This window comes from Geomonas anaerohicana (assembly GCF_016458305.1).
Taxonomy (GTDB): domain Bacteria; phylum Desulfobacterota; class Desulfuromonadia; order Geobacterales; family Geobacteraceae; genus Geomonas; species Geomonas anaerohicana.
Genome location: NZ_JAEMHL010000004.1, coordinates 22,068 through 40,011, shown reverse-complemented (window position 1 = coordinate 40,011; position 17,944 = coordinate 22,068). Strand labels below are relative to the sequence as shown.

Annotated in this window: 16 protein-coding genes; 3 read left to right on the top strand and 13 right to left on the bottom strand. The window is 62.4% G+C overall.

Features of this window, described 5'->3' with window-relative positions:
* Positions 1 to 3: 3 nt before the first annotated feature.
* The gene (locus tag JFN91_RS09275) at positions 4 to 669 is read right to left on the bottom strand and encodes a succinate dehydrogenase cytochrome b subunit (RefSeq protein WP_199388937.1); all 666 of its coding nucleotides are present in this window, start codon (positions 667 to 669) and stop codon (positions 4 to 6) included.
* A gap of 435 nt (positions 670 to 1,104) precedes the next feature.
* Here JFN91_RS09275 and tgt point away from each other — a divergent pair, with 435 nt between their 5' ends.
* The 3 genes from tgt (at position 1,105) to mazG (ending at position 3,512) form a co-directional block, all read left to right on the top strand.
* Complete coding sequence (gene tgt, locus JFN91_RS09270) at positions 1,105 to 2,214, top strand: tRNA guanosine(34) transglycosylase Tgt (protein ID WP_199388936.1); 1,110 nt, start codon at positions 1,105 to 1,107, stop codon at positions 2,212 to 2,214.
* Positions 2,215 to 2,219: 5 nt separating this feature from the next.
* Positions 2,220 to 2,567 carry a c-type cytochrome gene (locus JFN91_RS09265; protein WP_199389246.1) on the top strand — a complete coding sequence of 116 codons (348 nt, stop codon included), beginning with the start codon at positions 2,220 to 2,222 and terminating at the stop codon, positions 2,565 to 2,567.
* 144 nt (positions 2,568 to 2,711) lie between these two features.
* Positions 2,712 to 3,512, top strand: a complete 801-nt coding sequence (gene mazG, locus JFN91_RS09260) for a nucleoside triphosphate pyrophosphohydrolase (protein WP_199388935.1) — start codon at positions 2,712 to 2,714, stop codon at positions 3,510 to 3,512.
* Between the two features lie 302 nt (positions 3,513 to 3,814).
* Here the strand turns inward: mazG and murJ are convergent, their stop codons facing one another.
* The 12 genes from murJ to JFN91_RS09200 all read right to left on the bottom strand — a co-directional run bounded on the left by murJ (position 3,815) and on the right by JFN91_RS09200 (position 17,900).
* Positions 3,815 to 5,383 carry a murein biosynthesis integral membrane protein MurJ gene (murJ, locus tag JFN91_RS09255; protein WP_199388934.1) on the bottom strand — a complete coding sequence of 523 codons (1,569 nt, stop codon included), beginning with the start codon at positions 5,381 to 5,383 and terminating at the stop codon, positions 3,815 to 3,817.
* A 147-nt stretch (positions 5,384 to 5,530) separates the two neighbouring features.
* A complete protein-coding gene (locus JFN91_RS09250; protein WP_199388933.1) occupies positions 5,531 to 6,700 on the bottom strand; it encodes a class II aldolase/adducin family protein in 1,170 nt (389 codons plus the stop codon).
* Positions 6,701 to 6,703: 3 nt separating this feature from the next.
* Positions 6,704 to 6,928, bottom strand: coding sequence for a hypothetical protein (locus tag JFN91_RS09245; RefSeq protein WP_199388932.1), 225 nt, complete (start codon positions 6,926 to 6,928; stop codon positions 6,704 to 6,706).
* Positions 6,915 to 7,466 carry a nucleotidyltransferase family protein gene (locus JFN91_RS09240; RefSeq protein ID WP_199388931.1) on the bottom strand — a complete coding sequence of 184 codons (552 nt, stop codon included), beginning with the start codon at positions 7,464 to 7,466 and terminating at the stop codon, positions 6,915 to 6,917. Before JFN91_RS09240 ends, JFN91_RS09245 begins: the two co-directional genes overlap by 14 nt.
* 19 nt (positions 7,467 to 7,485) lie before the next feature.
* Positions 7,486 to 9,225 carry an aldehyde ferredoxin oxidoreductase family protein gene (locus tag JFN91_RS09235; protein ID WP_199388930.1) on the bottom strand — a complete coding sequence of 580 codons (1,740 nt, stop codon included), beginning with the start codon at positions 9,223 to 9,225 and terminating at the stop codon, positions 7,486 to 7,488.
* A gap of 181 nt (positions 9,226 to 9,406) precedes the next feature.
* Positions 9,407 to 10,480: a mannose-1-phosphate guanylyltransferase gene (locus tag JFN91_RS09230; protein WP_199388929.1), complete on the bottom strand. Its 1,074-nt coding sequence runs from the start codon at positions 10,478 to 10,480 to the stop codon at positions 9,407 to 9,409.
* A gap of 56 nt (positions 10,481 to 10,536) precedes the next feature.
* The gene (locus JFN91_RS09225) at positions 10,537 to 11,688 is read right to left on the bottom strand and encodes a Na+/H+ antiporter NhaA (RefSeq protein WP_199388928.1); all 1,152 of its coding nucleotides are present in this window, start codon (positions 11,686 to 11,688) and stop codon (positions 10,537 to 10,539) included.
* The gene (locus JFN91_RS09220; protein WP_199388927.1) at positions 11,689 to 12,081 is read right to left on the bottom strand and encodes a cupin domain-containing protein; all 393 of its coding nucleotides are present in this window, start codon (positions 12,079 to 12,081) and stop codon (positions 11,689 to 11,691) included.
* 108 nt (positions 12,082 to 12,189) lie between these two features.
* A complete protein-coding gene (rfbD, locus tag JFN91_RS09215; protein ID WP_199388926.1) occupies positions 12,190 to 13,020 on the bottom strand; it encodes a dTDP-4-dehydrorhamnose reductase in 831 nt (276 codons plus the stop codon).
* 231 nt (positions 13,021 to 13,251) lie between these two features.
* A complete protein-coding gene (gene rfbB / locus JFN91_RS09210; RefSeq protein WP_199388925.1) occupies positions 13,252 to 14,322 on the bottom strand; it encodes a dTDP-glucose 4,6-dehydratase in 1,071 nt (356 codons plus the stop codon).
* Positions 14,323 to 14,449: 127 nt separating this feature from the next.
* Complete coding sequence (locus tag JFN91_RS09205; RefSeq protein WP_199388924.1) at positions 14,450 to 16,582, bottom strand: LPS-assembly protein LptD; 2,133 nt, start codon at positions 16,580 to 16,582, stop codon at positions 14,450 to 14,452.
* A 43-nt stretch (positions 16,583 to 16,625) separates the two neighbouring features.
* Positions 16,626 to 17,900: a bifunctional folylpolyglutamate synthase/dihydrofolate synthase gene (locus JFN91_RS09200; protein ID WP_199388923.1), complete on the bottom strand. Its 1,275-nt coding sequence runs from the start codon at positions 17,898 to 17,900 to the stop codon at positions 16,626 to 16,628.
* Between the last annotated feature and the right edge of the window lie 44 nt (positions 17,901 to 17,944).

The window sequence follows — 17,944 nt, the reverse complement described above, 5'->3', positions numbered from 1 at the left end:
CCCCTAAAGTTTCAATAAGCCGGCCAGGATGACCGCAGGAATCGAGATGTAAGCAAGCATGAGGATGGCGGAGATAACCTTGCCACCGGTACCGAAGGCCGGGATGGTCTTCTCGTTGTTCCACCCCATGGTCTGCAGGAAGCTCGGGATGCCGTGGGAGAGGTGCAGGAACAGCATCAGCATGGCGAACATGTAGGCCAGGGCGATCAGGCCGTTGCCGAAGCTGGTCACCACCATCCTGAACACGTCCGGACGGTTGGCGGAGTCGAGGCCGACTACGACGTCGGGGGTGCCGTGAATGGTGAACTGGATCAGGTGATAGATGATGAAGCCGGCGACCAAGAGGCCGGTCCAGATCATGTTCTCGGAAGCGAAGCTCGCCTTAAGGTTCCTTTTCACCGCGTAAGCGCCGGGGTTGGCGGCCTTGTTCTCCAGGGTCAGCGTGACGCCGTAGCAGATGTGAACGGCGATGGCTGCCAGCATGAACAGGCGGAAGGCCCAGACCAGCGGCGGCAGGCTATGCAGGTGCTCAGCATAGGCGTTGATGCCGTTGGGGCCGAAGAAGATGGTGGAGTTTCCGATCAGGTGTATCAGGATGAAGATGATCAGGAGCTGACCCGTGATGGACATCAGGATCTTTCTTCCCACAGAGCTAGATAAGATTCGCATGTTTTTTGTCCCTTTGCCTTTTTTCGATAATCAGTTGAGTTGGATTGCGTGCGTACACCGGAGGAGTACAAGTCCCGAAAACCCGGTCACGGGGCGGACTCGCGGCTTCCGCTTGGGGGGGATGGGGGACCGCGCCACGGGCTCAGTGTCTGCATTCGATCTCTCCTTTATTGAACTCACATTAGCAACAGTGGATGGTATCTATAACATAAAAATCGGCGGGTTGATAGACGCGCATATTAAATGCCGTTATACGAAAATGCAACAGTTTTTTGTATACAGCATACAATTAATGGTTCAGAGACCTTAGCCTCCTCTAAAGTGCAGTAACCCTGTTTTGAAATAACGCTTACGCGGCCGTATTGTTGCATTTTTCACCCCGCTCTGCTAATTAGGATAGGCACCCTCAGTAAAACATTAAAGTCAGGAAGGTTCATGATTTATAAACTGCTCAAGAAGGACCCCAAGTCGGGGGCGCGCCGCGGCGTGGTGACCACCGCCCACGGCGAGATCCAGACCCCGATATTCATGCCGGTGGCGACCCACGCCGCCATGAAGGCGATGACCCCGGCACAGGTCAAGGAGACCGGCGCCCAGATCATCCTCTCCAATACCTACCACCTGCACCTGCACCCCGGCGAGGCCCTGGTGCAGAAGGCGGGCGGGCTGCACAAGTTCATGTGCTGGGACGGCCCCATCCTGACCGACTCCGGCGGGTTCCAGGTCTTCTCGCTTCCGAAAAAGCGCATCACCGAGGAAGGGGTATTCTTCCGCCACGAGGACACCGGCGAGGAGATCTTCCTGGACCCGGCCAAAGCGATCGCCATCCAGGAGGCCCTGGGTGCCGACATCATCATGAACTTCGACGAGTGCATCCCCTACCCCTGCGACAAGGCGTACGCGGAGCGCTCCACCGAGAAGACCATCCGCTGGGCCAAGCAGTGCATCGATGCGCACTCGCGCGAGAACCAGTACCTGTTCGGCATCGTACAGGGGAGCGTGTTCGAAGACTTGAGGAAGCGCTGTGCCAAGGCTCTGGTGAAAATGGACTTTCCCGGTTACGCCATCGGCGGGGTTTCCGTGGGTGAAGGACTGGAACTTCTCAAGCAGGTGGTGGGGTACACCGCACCGCATCTGCCGGAAGACAAGCCGCGCTACCTGATGGGTGTCGGGCTTCCCGAGGACATCCTGGAGAGCGTCGAGCGCGGCATCGACATGTTCGACTGCGTCATCCCGACCCGGTACGCGAGGAGCGCGACCCTGTTCACCAACCGCGGCCGCATCCGGCTCACCAACAAGAACTACCGGCGCGACTTCTACCCGGTCGAGCCCAACTGCACCTGCTACACCTGCCGCAACTTCACCAGGGCCTACCTGCACCACCTGTTCACCTCGAACGAGGTGCTCTCGGCGATCCTGGCCAGCATCCACAACGTGCACTTCTACCTGAACATGATGGCGGAGATCAGGACCTCCATCGAAGAGGGACGCTTCGTCGAATACAAGCAGCAGTTCCTTGCCGCCTATATGAAGGGGAATAAGTGATCCGCATGCGAGAAAGCTTCATAGTCGCGGCAATGGCCTTGGCGCTCTTTTGCGGCTGTTCCAGACACGAGGAAGCGCAGGCGCCGGCGCCGAAGCAGTCACCGGCCCGGCTGGAGCTCCTCGGCGAGGAACTCTTCAACGAGCGCTGCCGCGATTGCCATATCGTCAAGGACAAGGGGGGCGTGGTCGGCCCCGAACTGTCGCACGTCGGCAGCAAGAGGGACCGGCGCTTCCTGGAGCAGGTCATCCGCGAGCCGGCCAAGGTCTACCCCGGCACCGCCATGCCCCCCTACGACACCTTCTCGAAGAAGCAGATCGACTCCCTGGTCGACTACCTGAGCGGGCTCAAGTAGCTTCCGCTCTCCCTTTGCGCCCCTCCCCCCGGAGGGGGGAGGCTGGGAGGGGGGAATCGCCATAGCTGTCCGCAGATGATCCCCCTCCCCTACCCTCCCCCTCCGGGGGAGGGAGCAAACAATTTCCTTCCGGAGAACAGTGCCATGTCCAGTGAAACCACCCAAGACCGCTTCGACCGCCTCATGGAAATCATGCGCAGACTGCGCGCGCCGGGAGGGTGCCCGTGGGACGCCGAGCAGAGCCACGAATCGCTCAAACGTTACCTGCTGGAAGAGTCCTACGAGGTGATCGAGGCCATCGACGCCAAGGACGACAAGCTCCTCAAGGAGGAACTGGGAGACCTGATCCTGCAGCCGGTCTTTCACGCCGCGGTCGCCGAGGAACGCGGGGCCTTTACCATGGACCAGGTGCTGGACGCGATCAACGAGAAACTGGTGCGCCGCCACCCCCACGTCTTCGGGGACCAGGTCATAGAGAGCAGCGCGGCGCAGGTGGAAAACTGGGAGAAGATCAAGAAGAACGAAAAAGGGGACGAGCGGAAGTCGGCGCTGTCGGGGATCCCGCCGCACCTGCCTGCCCTGATGAAGGCGCAGAAGATCACGGAGAAGGCGGCGCGGGTCGGCTTCGACTGGGAACATACCGACCAGGTTTTTGCCAAGGTGATGGAGGAACTGCACGAGTTCCAGGAGGCGATGGCCGCCGGGGACCAGCAGGAGATGGAGGCGGAACTGGGCGATCTCATCTTCGCCATCGTGAACCTGGGGCGTTTCCTGTCGCTCGACCCGGAGGAAGCCCTCAGGAAGACCATCCAGCGTTTCACCCGGCGTTTCAGTCACGTCGAGGAGACCCTGCACGGCCGCGGTCGCAAGCTGCAGGATGCCACCCTCGAGGAGATGGATCTCATTTGGGAAGAGGCCAAGAAATTAGAGAAAGGTTCAATCTAATTAATGTTTTTGGGAGACCAGCGGCTTATCCACATTTTGTGTGGAAAAGGTGTGGATAACGATGTTGACAAACTGAGAAACCTACGGCTTTTAAGCACTTTCCGCGTTCTGCATAATTATTGGCCACAACGATATTCGAACGAAAAATCAACTACTTACACCGGATCGTATACAAACGTGGTCTATCGACCACACGCTGTATTAGCTGCACCTAATTAGGTGGCAACCCCGGTGGAAATCCTGTGCATAACTACCCGATTTCCGCCCACCTCGCGCCCCCTTGGCTTCCCAAAGCGCCCCTTCTATTTTTTAAGCAGCTTCCTCTTCACCAGGCGGATCACGTCACCGGCCTCCTCGCAGCGCAGCAGGTACGCCGACACCAGGAAGATGGCCATCCCTGCCAGCACCCCGCTCCCCAGCACGCCCCCTTTCAAGAGCCTTTTCCCAGCGGGCGACCAGTCGATGAGGCGCATGATCCAGTACACCGCCAGCGCCATCGGGATGGAGGCGACCACCCCTTTCACCCCGGCAACGGCAATGGCCCGACCGCCGAATGGTCCGATCTTCTTCCTCAGGAACCAGAGCAGGAGCAGCATGTTGCCCAGCGCGGAGAGCGACGAAGCCAGCGCGAGCCCGCCGTGCTGCATCGGCCCCATCAGCAGCAGGCTGAACAGCAGGTTGAGCAGGAAAGCGGCGAAGGCGATGACCACCGGGGTCTTCGTGTCTTTGAGCGCGTAGAAGGCGGGGACCAGCACGCGCACCAGCGCCACGAAGGAAAGCCCTACGGAGTAGTAAAGGAGCGCGGTGCCGCAGTTGACCGCCTTGGCATAGTCGAAGGCGCCCCCCATGAACAGCAGCGAGAAGATCGGCGTGGCGCAGAACATGAGCCCTACCATGGCGGGGATGGTGATGAACAGGGTGAGCCGGACGCCGTAGGAGAGCGACTCCTTGAGCGCGTCCATGTCGCCTATGGCAGCCTGCCTGCTCATGGACGGGAGCACCGCCTGGGCAACCGAGACGGTGAAGATCCCCTGGGGAAACTCGAACAGCCGCTGGGCGTAGTACAGGTAGGAAACGCTCCCCTCGGGAAGCAGCGACGCGAGGATGGAGCCGACCGTTATGTTGAGGTAGTAGACGCCGACCCCGAACACAGAGGGCCCCATGAGCAGCGTGATCCTCTTCAGGGCCGGGTGGTCGAAGTTGAAGTTGGGCCTGAGCGGAAAGCCCATCCGGTACAGCACCGGCAACTGCAGCACCAGTTGCAACACCCCGCCGATCAGTACGCCCACTGCCAGGGCGACGATGGGGACCTGGAACCGGTCGTGCAGCAGCAGGGCGCTCAGGATCATGGAGATGTTCAGGAACACCGTGGAGATGGCCGGAGTGAAGAAATGGCGCAGCGTGTTCAGTATCCCCATGCACAGGGCGACCAGGCTCACGAAGAAGATGTACGGGAACATGAGCCGGTTCAGCAGGATGGTCACCGAGAGTTTCTCGGGGTTGGACGAGAAGCCCGGGAACATCAGGTGCACGAGCTGCGGCGAGAAGATGATGCCGAGGATGGTGATCCCGGCCATGACTATGGTAAGCGCGGTGAAGCAAACGTTCGCCAGTGCACGGGTCTCCTCCGCTCCCTTGTTGGTGTGCCACTCCGAGAAGGTGGGGACGAAAGCGGAGGTGAGCGCCCCCTCGGCGAAGAAGCGGCGCAGCATGTTGGGGATCTGGAATGCGGCGAAGAATGCGTCGGTATAGAGGCCGGCGCCGAACAGACGGGAAACGACCATGTCGCGGATCATGCCCATGATGCGGGAGAGCATGGTGGCTGCGCCCAAAACGCCTGCGGCGCGGGCTATGTTCTTCTTTTCAGACAAACATCCTCCTAAAAACCGAAAACCGTCAAAAGCTTCAACGCAAAGACGCAAAGCCGCGGAGGCGCGAAGAAAAACAGACGTACAACGGGTTTAAAACCTGAAGTCCCTCTGCGTCTTAGCACCTTTGCGCCTTTGCGTTAGCGGCTTTTACGCCTTTATCCCGTCCACCTGCCGGAAGTATTCTTCTCGGCAGAAATTCTCCACGTCGACCAAGGCCCTGAACGCCTCGCCGAAGCCTCGCCGCCCCAGCGTGAAGACGCCGTGGCCGTAGACGATGGCGGAACCGCTGGCGCCGATCACCGGCGGCACCCGCTTGGCTAGCCCGCCGGCCCCGATCTCGCCGGCGACGACCGGCGTCCCCCCCAACTCCCGCACGTGGGGGCAGTCCTTCCAGCAATCCTTGATGGCACATTCCTTCTTCTTGTCGCAGAGCATGCTCATCACCACGGAAAACTTGGGGTGCCCGTGCAGGATGACGCGGGCGCCGGTCTGCTCGTAGATCTTGCGGTGCGCCAGGAGTTCGCTGGAGGCGGTGATCCCGGTGGTGGAGGAGTTGTCGGCGGGAACGGGGTCGATGCACCCCTTCAATTCGTCGAGGCTCGCCGCGGTCTGCGAGATGTAGATCCGCTCGCCGGCCACCGCGGAGATGTTGCCGAAGAAGGAATCCACCAGCCCCCGCTCCACGGTGTAGCGCCCCACCCGCTCGATCTCGGCCAGAATCTCTTCCTTCTCCAGGGAGAGGGTGCCGATGAAGTCGAGCCCCGATGCGGAAAGCGGCCTCAGCCAGTCCCTGCGGAAGGAGTCGAACGCCTCACGCTCGCCCGGAAGGCAGAACCCCTCGACCAGCACATCCTGCAGGTACTTCACGAAGGTGGAATGGAACACGGAGCAGTAGTTGATGAAGGCCTGCTCCACGGTGATGGCGCCGACGGCGACGATGCCGACCCCCTCGACGATGACCCCTTTCCTGTTGCCGAGCATCTTGGCGAGGATGGGAGCTGGGTCGCCGGAGAGATCCTGGCGGCGCAGGAAAGGTATGTCGTGCAGGAAGGTCCGGGTCTCGGTATCCTGCGGCACGATGCACTCCTCCCCCTGCCCGGCCCGTGCCACCAGGAAGTCGGCAAAGGGAAGCGTCGGGCGCGCGGCCACGAGCGCCAGCGAGTTCAGGCGCGACAGCGTGCCGCCGGCCAGTGTGGCCAATTCGGGGGCACCGGCCGTGATCAGGACGTCGTCCTGCGCCGCGAAGGCGATGCCGTCGGCACAGGCCGAGCGGTCGGCAAGGAGCTTGCCGGTATATTTACTGATCTGGTCTCGCATATCTCACAGCTTCATGTTGGTTTCGATGAACGGCCGAGGAACCTTGAAAGGGTGATTGAGGAACTCGTTGTACTGCGTCAGAAATTCAACGACACGATCAGGGTCAATGACACCGTCAACAACAAGCGGGTTATGTCGGGTCGCCGCAACATGGGCCATGTCCCGGCGCAGTGCATCGGACTTGGAAAGTGCCCGCAATTCCTCTCGCTCCTTCTCACTCAGCCGCATGGTATTTCCTTTTCAGTGACTCAAAAAGCGGGAGGTTGTCAAACACCTCGAAATAGGACCCGACCAGTTCCCAGTCCATAGTCGCATGATGTATCTTCATAAGCGTCTCGATGTCGTACATATCGAGGGCCTCACGTGTCCCATCATTGGCAAAAGCCTGCACCTTCAGCCCAATCAGATCCTCCGGGATCAACACCTGTATGGACACTCCTTCCTGGAAAAGTGACTTCGTCGCGGTGCGCTGCAACATAGCCAGCGATGCTGCCCGGAAGGCGTGCAGAAAATCGATCTCGCCGAAAATCCCGTCTTTCGACTGGTACTGTGTCACGTTCTCCGATGAAAAGCGCACCTCGTAGCCGGTTGACTCCATGATCCGCTGAACCTTTGGCAGGTCGACGAGGCGGACTAAAAAGTCCATATCCACAGTCCCGCGAGGTACACCCCACAACCCCACAGCGTACCCGCCGATGAGACCGTAGGCGATCCCTTGCTGCGAGAATTCTGCAACGAGTTTTCGTGTAACAGCTCTGAAGTCCAAATTGCTCCCTTGGCCCCGATCAGGGCAGCTCGTCGAGGAGGTTGCAGTCGCCGAAACGTCCGTTCTCGTCCAGGCCGCGGATGCGGTAGTACTTCTGCAGTTCCTCGTCGAAGCGGGCACGATCGATGGGGGGGACGTCGATACCTTCGCCGGCACTCCCCGCCTCCTCGAAGAACCGGCGCGGCAGCGTATCTTGGCTGCGGTCGAAGCCGTTCGCGCAGTTGTAGAAGCGCTCGGTGAGGTAGATGCGCTCGCCGATGGCCTTCAGCGACTCCGGCCCGTACTCCACGCCGGTCACCGCGGAGAGGAGCTCCCCGTACTCCTCAAGGGTCGCACCGAAGAAGGCGAACTTGCAGGCGACCAGGGAATCGACCGCCGCGTTGACGTCTTCGGCGATCTTGATGATGCGGGCCTTGCCGGAGAAGGAGAAGCGGTCGGTGGGGACCGGCTTTCTCAAGATCTCGTGCGAAATAGGATAGGCGCGCAAATGGCAGCCGCCGCGGTTGGAGGTGACGTAGGCGAGGGCCATGCCGTAGGCGCCGCGCGGGTCGTAAGCGGGCAGCTCCAGGGATTTCACACTCATGGAAAGCTCTGGCTTACCCAGGACCTCCGCCATGCGCCGCGAGCCAAGGCTCAAAAGTTCGCCCTGGTCGTGCCGGTAGGCGATGTCGGCAAGCAGGCTCGCCACCTCGGCAGCATCCGGGAAGCGTCCGCGCGCCTCGCCGAAGGCGGACAAGGTTGCCGCGGCGGAGATGGTGTCGAGCCCCAGTTCGTTGCACAGGGAGTTGGCCTTGACGATGGCATGCAGGTTGGAGATGCCGTTCAGGGCGCCGAAATGGTTCACCGTTTCGTATTCCGGCAGCGGCTCACCGGCGGCACTGGCCTTCTTGCACTGGATGGGGCAACCGTAGCACCCTTCCTTCTTGGCGCCGCACTCCTTGCGGATGGCAGGGCCGGAGTAATTGCCTGAGTCGGCAAAGAAGGTGGAGCGGAAATTCTCGGTGGGAGCCATGCGCCGCTGCGCCATCAGGTCGACCAGTGCCGGAGTGCCGTACTCGGCGATGCCCAGCTCCCCGAAAATGACCGGGGAGGCCCGGAACAGGCGCATGACGTCGCCGCGGGCGGCGTCGAAGCGCTCCTTGTCGGCGACGCCGGTCACGCCGTCCCCCTGCGCGGTGATCGCCTTCAGTCCCTTGGCACCCATGACGGCGCCCAGGCCGCCGCGGCCGATGGAGTTCCCCTCCCCCATCATGATGTTGGCATAGAGGACGCCGTTTTCCCCGGCGGGGCCGATGGTGGTGACCGAGCCGCGCCCGCTGAGGGCTGCGACCGTCTCTTTTACCCCCTTGCCCCACAGCGACTGGGCCGGATGCAGCTCATCCCGTGCGGGATCGATGGAGAGAAAGACCGGCTCGGCGCTCTTGCCGGTGATGAATACGGCATCGAGGCCGGCCGCTTTCATGCGCCAGGCGAAGCGTCCCCCGGCCGAGCAGTCGTAGATGGTTCCGGTGAGCGGCGACCGCGAGACGCAGGAGAGGCGGGCCGCGGTGGGGGAGTTGGTGCCGCACAGTGGGCCGACGGCGAAGATGAGCGGCAGGTCCGGCTCGAAGGGGCCGAGGCGGAAGTAGTCGCGCATGAGCCGGACGCCCAACCCGCGTCCCCCCAGGTAGGCATGCAGGATATCAGTGGGGATCTCCCTGCGCTCGCAGGTGCCGCGGGTGAGATCGACATGCAGCAACTTTCCGGTCCAGCCAAACATAGAAACCTCAACATCCGTTCGACGTTCAACGTTCAACGTTCGATACCTTTCTCCCTACGGCCAAGCCCGACGTGGCGGCATGGGTACATTTCCACGAGTGCCGGAGTGACCAGTGTGCCGTAGCGAGTAGGGTGCCCGCAGGGGAAGTGGGTAACGTTGAACCTTGAACGTTGAACCGGTTTTAAAGCAGTTCCAGCTTCCCCTGCCGCTCCAGTTCCTCGACCACTTTCTTCACGTCCTGGGCAGCCTCTTTTGAGCAGACCAGCAGGGCATCGGGGGTGTCGACCACGATCAGGTCGTTCACGCCGACAAAGGCTACCATTTTACCGTTGCCGTAGGCAAGACACTCCTTGGCCCCGACGGACACGGCACCAGTGGAGTTGATCACCACGTGCCCCGCCGCATCGGCCTCCATCACCTCGGGCAAGGCGCTCCAACTCCCCACATCGCTCCAGCCGAACGAGGCGGGCAGCACCTGCACATCCTTGGCCTTCTCCATCACCCCGAAGTCGATCGACTCCCCCTTGATGCCGCCGTAGATGTCGGCAATCTGGGGCTTCAGATCGGAGAGCTCCCAGACGTCGGACTCGAAGCTGAGCTTGGCCAGGGCGAGGGAGAGCTCGGGCATGTGCTGCGCGATCTGGTCCAGGATGGCGCACGCTCCCCAGACGAACATGCCGCTGTTCCAGTAAAAACGCCCGGTGGCCAGAAACTCCAGGGCACGCTCCAGGTTGGGCTTTTCCACGAAGCGCTGCACCGGCGCCGCACCCGAATCGGACGGCCGGGAGGCCTCGATGTAGCCGTAGCCGGTCTCGGGCCGGGTCGGGGTGATGCCGAGGGTCACCAGCGCCCCGCTCACCGCCACCGACCGGGCAGCCGTCAGGGTGGCCCGGAAAGTTTCCTCGTCGACGATGTAGTGGTCGGCGGGAAGCACCACCATGATCCCGTCCGGATCGAAGCGGGCGATGATGGATGCGGCCAGACCGATGGCAGGCGCCGTGTTGCGCCCCACCGGCTCCTCGATCACGTCGACCGGAACCCCCTCGATGTAGGACAACTGGTTCCTGGTCTCCGCCGCCTGCAGGGCGTTGGTGATCACCATTACCCGCTTGGGATCCAGCGGCAGGACGCGTTCCACCGTCCTTTGCAGCATGGACTTGCCGCCGAAGACGGACATGAGTTGCTTCGGGGTGCTCTTGCGGGAGAGCGGCCAGAACCTGGTGCCGGAGCCCCCGGCCAGGATGACGATGTACATGGTTTCCTCCAGCTCTGCAAAGATCCCCGCCAAAGGAGGGGGAAGAAACAACGAGGCTACGCGCCTCCCTGCCGGGTGCGGCGCAATTTCATCACCAGTGCCGCGGGCACAAAGGCGAACAGGCTCAGCATGGCCCCCATCTTGGCGGACGAACCGGCTTCGGAATCCGGAAACGCCTCTCCGGCGACGAAAAGCGCCACGGTGAAACCGATCCCGGCGACCAGGCCGGTGGCGCAGAGTTCCCTCACCCCCAGTCCGATGGGGAGCGGGAAACCAAGCTTACTCCCCAGCAGCCCGAACCCGACGATGCCGATCACCTTGCCGCAGATCAGCGAGGCCAGCACCAGCCAGGTGGCGGCGCCGACGGAACCGAAAGCGACGCCGGCGTTGACCAGCCCGAACACGAACAGCCCCAGGTCGACGAACAGTTTCCAGTCATGCTCGAAGCGCGACAGCGGCGTGAGGTCGTCGGGGTCGATGTCGAACATGTGGCGTTTCTCCACCGGCGGGTGCGGCAGGAGCGGCACCACCAGGGCCAGCGCCAACGCGGGGTGCAGGCGGGCCTCGTGCAGCCCGAACCAGCTCAGCGTCCCCCCGAAGACGAGATAGGGCCAGTAATTGACGACACGGGCGCGGCGCAAGAGCCAGCAAAGGGCCAGCGCGGCGCCGCACAGCAGCAGCCATTGGGGCTGCACCGGGACAAGCGGGTCACCGTAGAAGAGGGCTATGATGACCAGCCCCACCGCATCGTCGGCTATGGCCAACAGGAGCAGGAACGAGATGGCCGGGTGCCCCTTGCCGAAGATGAACCGTGCGGCGAGCCAGGCGAGCGCGATGTCGGTCGCCGTCGGGATGCCCCAGCCGTGGTACAGCGACGGATCGCCGAAGGCCTTGTTCAGCAGCAGGTAGAGCACGACCGGCCCCAGGATGCCCCCCACCGTGGCCAAAAGCGGGTTGAGGGCGCGCCGCAAGGGGTGCAGGTCGCCCCCCGGCAGACAGCTCTGGGTGATCTCGACGGCGGCGATGCCGAAGAAGAACGCCATGAACAGGTCGTTGGTGACGAAGTGAACAGAAAGACCCGCGAAAAGCGGGTCGTGCAGGAAGTGGTGGTACTGCTCCGGGGCCAGGTTGGCCCAGAAGAGCGCGGCAATGACGCCGGCCGCCAGGGGAACCGAGAACTCCCTGAGCAGGCTCAGAGGTTTATTCATTTATACGACAGGCTCCACGGCCGCCTCGACGGCGCTCTCCGCACCGGGGGCCTCGACGCGATGGTAGTCGTCCTGGAAGCGGACGATGTCGTCCTCGCCCAGGTACTCGCCGCTTTGCACCTCGATGATCACCAGCGGGATCACGCCGGGGTTCTCCAGGCGGTGCGTCGATCCGATGGGGATAAAGGTCGACTCGTTGATGTTGACGATCTTCACGTCCTCCCCGCAGGTGACCTTTGCCGTACCGGAGACCACGATCCAGTGCTCGCTGCGGTGATGGTGCATCTGCAGCGAAAGCCTCTGGCCCGGCATCACCTCGATGCGCTTGATCTTATAGCCGTTGTGCTCGTCCAGGACGGTGTATGTTCCCCAGGGACGCTCTCCGCGCTCCATGATGGCCTCCGTGTAGTTGTTGATACCGTTTCACGCCAGGTCCCCCCTCCCCTTGCGGGAGGGGGAGGGGCAATGTAGGGGCGAATAATCATTCGCCCGCCTTCGGGATTACGCCGGCCTGAGCTCCAGGTAGCGTTTGAGCGCGTCCTGCCAGGGCTGGGGCACGAAGCCCGTGTCCTGCTGCAGCTTGCCGCAGTCCAGGGTGGAATAAAGCGGCCGCGGTGCGGGGCGGTTCAGTTGCTCCGTGGTCATCGGCAGGACGGCGACGTCGAGTCCGGCCAGCCGGAAGATCTCCTTGGCGAACCCGTTCCAGGAGACGAACCCGGAGTTGGCCGCGTGGTAGGTCCCCTGGCACCCCTTGTCCAGCAGTGCCTTGATGGCCAGGGCCAAGTCCCGGGTCCAGGTGGGGGAGCCGATCTGGTCGTCCACCACGGTCAGTTCCTTCTTCTCCGCGCCCAGTTTCAGCATGGTCTCCACGAAATTCTTGCCGCCGTGGCCGTAGAGCCACTGGGTGCGCACGATCAGGTGGTCGGGGTTGAACCAGGTGTTCATCTCGCCGCCCAGCTTGGACTCTCCGTAGACGCTGAGCGGCCCCGCGAGGTCGTCCTCCAGGTAGGGGGAACCCTTTTTGCCGTCGAAGACGTAGTCCGTGCTCACCTGGACCAGCTTGGCGCCAATCTCCTTGCTGATCATGGCCAGAAAGGCCACCCCTTCACTGTTGACCATCATCGCCTGTTCCGTGTTGGACTGGCAGCCGTCCACATCGGTGTAGGCGGCGGCGTTGATCACCACGGAGGGTTTCAGGGTGAGCAGCACCCGCTGCACCGACTCGAGGTCGGTGATGTCGATCTCGTCGACGTCGACCCCGCGCGCCGCATCGCCGTACAGCGCCATCAACTCCTGCCCCAGCATCCCTTTGCTGCCGACTACCAGAATCATCAAACCTCCAAAAGCAGAATCCGTTCAAGGTTCAACGTTCAACGTTCGCCGGGAGTGCCGCTTCGGCCACCGGCAACGTGACGGCTCCGGAACGCGGAACAAGAAAAGATAATAGCCGACATCGATGAAATATGAACCTGCGGATGTGTCTAACGTCGAACGTCGAACCCTGAACGGCCGTTTGCCCCTGCCGTTGTGCCTGACGTCGAACGTTGAACGTTGAACGGCCGTTTAAGCCGTCGCTCCGTACTGCATCTCGTAGTATTCACGGTAGGCGCCGCTGACTACCTCTTCGACCCACCCCTGGTTGGCCAGATACCAGTCGATGGTCTCGGCGATGCCGCGCTCGAACGTGTAGCTCGGCTCCCAGGAGAGCTCGCGCTTCAGCTTGGAGGCGTCGATGGCGTAGCGCCGGTCGTGCCCCTTGCGGTCCTTGACGAAGGTGATCAGCTCCCGACTCTCCCCCGCCGCACGCCCGAGACGCTCGTCCATCAGGTCGCAGACCAGCTTCACGATATCGATGTTCTTCCACTCGTTGTTGCCGCCCACGTTGAAGATCTCTCCCGGCTTGCCCTGTTTCAACACCCGCTCGATGGCGGCGGAGTGATCCTTCACGTGCAGCCAGTCGCGCACGTTGAGACCGTCGCCGTACACGGGCAGGGAGCGCTTCTTGAGGATGTTGTGGATCATGAGCGGGATCAGCTTCTCGGGGAAGTGATATGGACCGTAATTGTTGGAGCAGCGCGTATTCAGGGTGGGAAGACCAAAGGTCTCGAAGTAGGCCCGCACCAAAAGATCGGCCCCGGCCTTGCTCGCGGAATACGGCGAGTTGGGCGCCAGCGGCGTCTCTTCGGTGAAATACCCTTCGGGGCCGAGGCTGCCGTACACCTCGTCGGTGGAGACCTGCAGGAAGCGGAAGTCGGCAAGCTGCTCGGCATGCTGCCGGCTCGCCTCCAGGAGGGTCTGGGTCCCCAGCACGTTGGTTCTCACGAAGATGTCGGGGCCGGTGATGGAGCGGTCCACGTGCGATTCGGCGGCGAAGTGCGCCACGGCATCGACCTTCTCCTCGGCCAGCAGACGCGCCACCAGGTCGGCGTCGCAGATGTCGCCCTTGACGAAGCGGTAGTTGGCGTTTCCCTCCACCGCGGTCAGGTTCTTCAGGTTCCCGGCGTAGGTCAGCAGGTCCAGGTTGATCACCCGGCAGTCCGGGTTACCGGCCATGAAATGGTTGATGAAATTGGAACCGATGAACCCGGCCCCACCGGTAACCAGTAACGAGGTGGGTGTGAACACATCCTGCATAACGCCTCCGGTCGGCTCTGTCGGTGCCTCGATGCAGCGGCGCACCTTTTTCAGCCGACTATTGTAGATACACCGGGAAAAGCAAAAGTGTCAACTTCTTCCCCTTCGGGCAACATGGCAACCCGACCTAGAAGGTCTGCAGCGGCCCCAGCGACCCCAATCCTGCCAGCGAGAAGTTGATGGTGAACTGTTTTTCGCCGCTTACCTGGTGGCTGCTGACCCGGTCCGAATAGGCAAGGATCACGCTCCAGCACTGCTGCCGGTACTCCACCGCGTAACGCGACTCGAGGAAGCCCCCCCTGTCGAAGGAATAGCGCCCCAAGAGGTCGGCGGTGAGCTGGCTGGTGAGCGGGAAGGTCACGCCGGCTCCCAGGTAGTCCAACTCGTCGCGGCTGTGCCGGTAGGTGACGTTGGCCTGGGTGCGCCCCTCTCCTTTGACCTGCAGCCCGAGGTTGGCAGTGGAAAGGACGTTGTCGGTGGTGTTGTAGCGCCCGTCGACCAAGAGGGAAAGATCCTTCACCGGGGTGATGACGCTCTCCAGCATCAGGTCGGTGAGGTGGTTCCCCTCGTCCACCAGGGTGAGCAGGTCGCGGCGCTGCCCCGAAAACTGGTATCCCTGGGAGAGCTTCAGGTAGAGGATGTCGCGGTATTCGTCCGGCATTCCTTCCCGGACGTACTTCCTGGTGAAGGTGTTGGCGACGGACCAGTAGGTGATGTTCTGCCCGAGTACCCGGTCGCCGTAGTCGTAGAAAGGAAGGTCCTCGTCGCTGCGCCGCTGCACGTAGTTGTACTGCAGCGAGGGAACCAGCAGGTGCCGCAGCGTGCCGTGGTCGTAGATCCGCTCCAGCGGCAGCGACAGCGCTGCGCCGCCGTCGGCCTGACCGATCTGGCGCCAGCCGTTCTCCGGGGTGTCGCCGTGCGCGTTGTACAGGCGCTGCTGGAAGGCGCCGAACATGGAGAAGTCGATGATTTCGGCGGGCTTGGCGTAGTAGCTGACCCGGGGGTGCAGCACCAGGCGCTGCCCGGTCGGCCCCACCGCGTGCTCGAAGTTGGTCAGGCTGGAATCCATGGACAAAAAGACCGGCCCTACCTTTTCGCCGGAGGCGATGAAGCCGAAGGTGGGGAGGCGCTGCAGCGTGGCGCGGTTGTTGGGCGCCTCCAGGTCCTGGTCGTAGGTGAGCGCGCCGAACAGGGCGGAGCGCTCCCAGCGCCGGTCGAAGGAGACCGACGACTCCAGGAGCTGGCGGTTGTACTCGCCGGAGAACTCGCCGTAGTCGAGGTAGTACTTGCGGTCCGACACCACGTGGATGGTGGAGGCGAGGGTAAGTTCAGGGGTCAGCAGTTCCAGGTGCTTTTGCTGCAGCTCACCGCGGAACTTCGACTCGTTGGTGTCGTAGATACCGAAGGCCCGCAGGCGCCCTTGGCTGTCGTTGGGGCGCAGGTATCGGTAGTCGACGCCGGTGCCGACGCCGCGCGAGCTCTCCAGGTCGAGATCGAAGGTGGCTTCCTGGCTGGGGTCGATCGCCCAGTAAAAGGGCTGGTCCAGGTAAAACCCCTTCTTGGAGGAGAAGCCGAGCTTGGGGATCATGAGGCCGGACTGGCGCTCGGTGTTGGCCGGGAAGACCAGGTACGGCGTGTAGAAGATAGGGACATCGTCGACGTAGAAGACGGCGTTTCTCGCCGTGGCGTACTCATCCAGCGTGACGTCCACCTTCTTGGCCTCGAAGCGCCAGCTCGGGTGTTCCCCGTCGCAGGTGGTGAAGATGCCGTGTTCGACGCGGTAGTCCTCTGCGCCGGTCTTCAAAAGGCGCGGGGCACGCAGCCGGAAATTGGACTTCTTGATGAAGAGTTCGCCGTTTACCAGTTCACCTTTCTGGGTGATCAGGTTCAGGGAGAGCTGCTCCCCTTTCATGGTGTCGCCGCCGCGCTCCATCAGCACGTCCCCTTCGGCCAGGGCGTCCCCGGTCAGGCGACGGTAGATGACGCTGTCTGCAAGCAGAGAAGCGCCCCCCTGCAGGATCTGCACGTTCCCTTCGGCGTTGTAGCTTTCGTTGGGTGTATCCACGTTGAGGGAGTCCGCTTTGAGCGTCACCTCCTTATCAGGGAGAACCACCTTTTCGGTCGGGGTCGTTGTCTCGGCAGGAGCCGCCTTCTGGGCAAGGGGCGCCTTGCTGAAAGACATCGCGTTGTCCTTGCCGTGGGCAAGCGCCGCCGACAACAGCAGGTATGTGACAAGCCACAAGGCTTTTACAGGTTTCATCGGACTCCGGAAAAACAAAAGATATTCAACGTTCAACGGGTTCTCACCCTCTAAACGCCTCGAAGCTGCGCGACTTCAGGTGGCTGCGCGCCTCGCCCACGGTGAAGAGGGAGCCGCAGACCAGGATCAGGTCGTCATCCTGGGCCAGGTTGCGCGCCAGTTCGATCCCCTGAGCCACGCTCCCCGCTTCCATCGCCTCCACCCCCGCGCCGAAGCAGTAGGTGGCGAGCTCCCCCGCCGGGAGAGCCCGCTCCAGGGCTGGAGCGACGGCAAAGACGCGGTCGACCAGCGGCAACAGCGGCGCCAGTATCCCCGACAGTTCCTTGTCGGCCATGACCCCGGCCACCAGGAAGAGCTGCCCGCGCGGGATGTCGGCGAGCGCCTCGGCCAGCGCGGCCGCACCTGCCGGGTTGTGGGCGCCGTCGAGCAGAAGACGCGGCGGCCCGGGGAAGAATTCCATCCTGCCCGGCCAGCGTGCATTGGCCACGCCGGCGATCATCGCCTGGGGCGTCACCGGGAAACCCACCGCCCGCAGCAGTTCCGCGCAGGCGAGGGCCAGCGCCGCGTTGCCGCTTTGATAACGACCGTACAGGCCGCAGGATAGGGCATCCAAGGTAACGCCGATGCCGCGGTAGTTGAGCAGGCCGTCCAGCCAGAAGGCGTCGAAGGATTCCCCCTGGCGGTAAAGCGGTGCGTCGAGCTGGGCCGCCTGGTGCTCGATGATGAACTGCGCGTCGCGGTCCTGCCGCGCCGAGAGTATCGGGGCACCGGGCTTGCAGATCCCTGCCTTCTCCGCCGCAATATCCTCGATAGTTTTACCAAGATAGTCGGTATGTTCCAGGGAGATGGGCGCAATGGCGCAGAGCACCCCCTGCAAAATGTTGGTTGCATCGAGCCGCCCCCCCATCCCCGCCTCGAAGACGGCGATCTCGACGCCCGCCTCGGCGAAGTGGAGAATGGCCAGCGCGGTCACGATCTCGAAGAAGGTGGCCTCCGCGGGCGCGGCTGCCATCACCATCCCGGCGAATCGCACCACGTCCGCCTCACCTATTTCGGAGCCGTTGACCTGGATGCGCTCGGTGAAGGAGATCAGGTGCGGGGAGGTGAAGAGTCCCGTCCGGTAGCCGCCGGCCTTGAGGATGGAACTGAGGAAGGAAGCCGTCGACCCCTTGCCGTTGGTGCCGACCACGTGGACCGCCTTGAAGGCGTCCTGCGGGTTGCCCAGCGCAGCAAGCAAAGCCGTGATCCTATCCAGTCCGGGCTTGATGCCGAAGCGACCGAGGGCATAGATGTGCGCAAGCGTTTCGGCGTAGGTCATGACAGGCGGGGATTATAGGTAAAGAAGGTGAAAAAGTCCATATT

Bases quoted from the DNA above. Each gene is read 5' to 3' on its own strand.
- JFN91_RS09230 (WP_199388929.1), bottom strand. From the start codon at position 10,480: ATGTACATCGTCATCCTGGCCGGGGGCTCCGGCACCAGGTTCTGGCCG.
- JFN91_RS09250 (WP_199388933.1), bottom strand. From the start codon at position 6,700: ATGCGAGACCAGATCAGTAAATATACCGGCAAGCTCCTTGCCGACCGC.
- JFN91_RS09235 (WP_199388930.1), bottom strand. From the start codon at position 9,225: ATGTTTGGCTGGACCGGAAAGTTGCTGCATGTCGATCTCACCCGCGGC.
- JFN91_RS09225 (WP_199388928.1), bottom strand. From the start codon at position 11,688: ATGAATAAACCTCTGAGCCTGCTCAGGGAGTTCTCGGTTCCCCTGGCG.
- JFN91_RS09245 (WP_199388932.1), bottom strand. From the start codon at position 6,928: ATGCGGCTGAGTGAGAAGGAGCGAGAGGAATTGCGGGCACTTTCCAAG.
- JFN91_RS09275 (WP_199388937.1), bottom strand. From the start codon at position 669: ATGCGAATCTTATCTAGCTCTGTGGGAAGAAAGATCCTGATGTCCATC.
- rfbD (WP_199388926.1), bottom strand. From the start codon at position 13,020: ATGATTCTGGTAGTCGGCAGCAAAGGGATGCTGGGGCAGGAGTTGATG.
- JFN91_RS09265 (WP_199389246.1), top strand. From the start codon at position 2,220: ATGCGAGAAAGCTTCATAGTCGCGGCAATGGCCTTGGCGCTCTTTTGC.
- JFN91_RS09205 (WP_199388924.1), bottom strand. From the start codon at position 16,582: ATGAAACCTGTAAAAGCCTTGTGGCTTGTCACATACCTGCTGTTGTCG.
- JFN91_RS09200 (WP_199388923.1), bottom strand. From the start codon at position 17,900: ATGACCTACGCCGAAACGCTTGCGCACATCTATGCCCTCGGTCGCTTC.
- JFN91_RS09220 (WP_199388927.1), bottom strand. From the start codon at position 12,081: ATGGAGCGCGGAGAGCGTCCCTGGGGAACATACACCGTCCTGGACGAG.
- tgt (WP_199388936.1), top strand. From the start codon at position 1,105: ATGATTTATAAACTGCTCAAGAAGGACCCCAAGTCGGGGGCGCGCCGC.
- rfbB (WP_199388925.1), bottom strand. From the start codon at position 14,322: ATGCAGGATGTGTTCACACCCACCTCGTTACTGGTTACCGGTGGGGCC.
- mazG (WP_199388935.1), top strand. From the start codon at position 2,712: ATGTCCAGTGAAACCACCCAAGACCGCTTCGACCGCCTCATGGAAATC.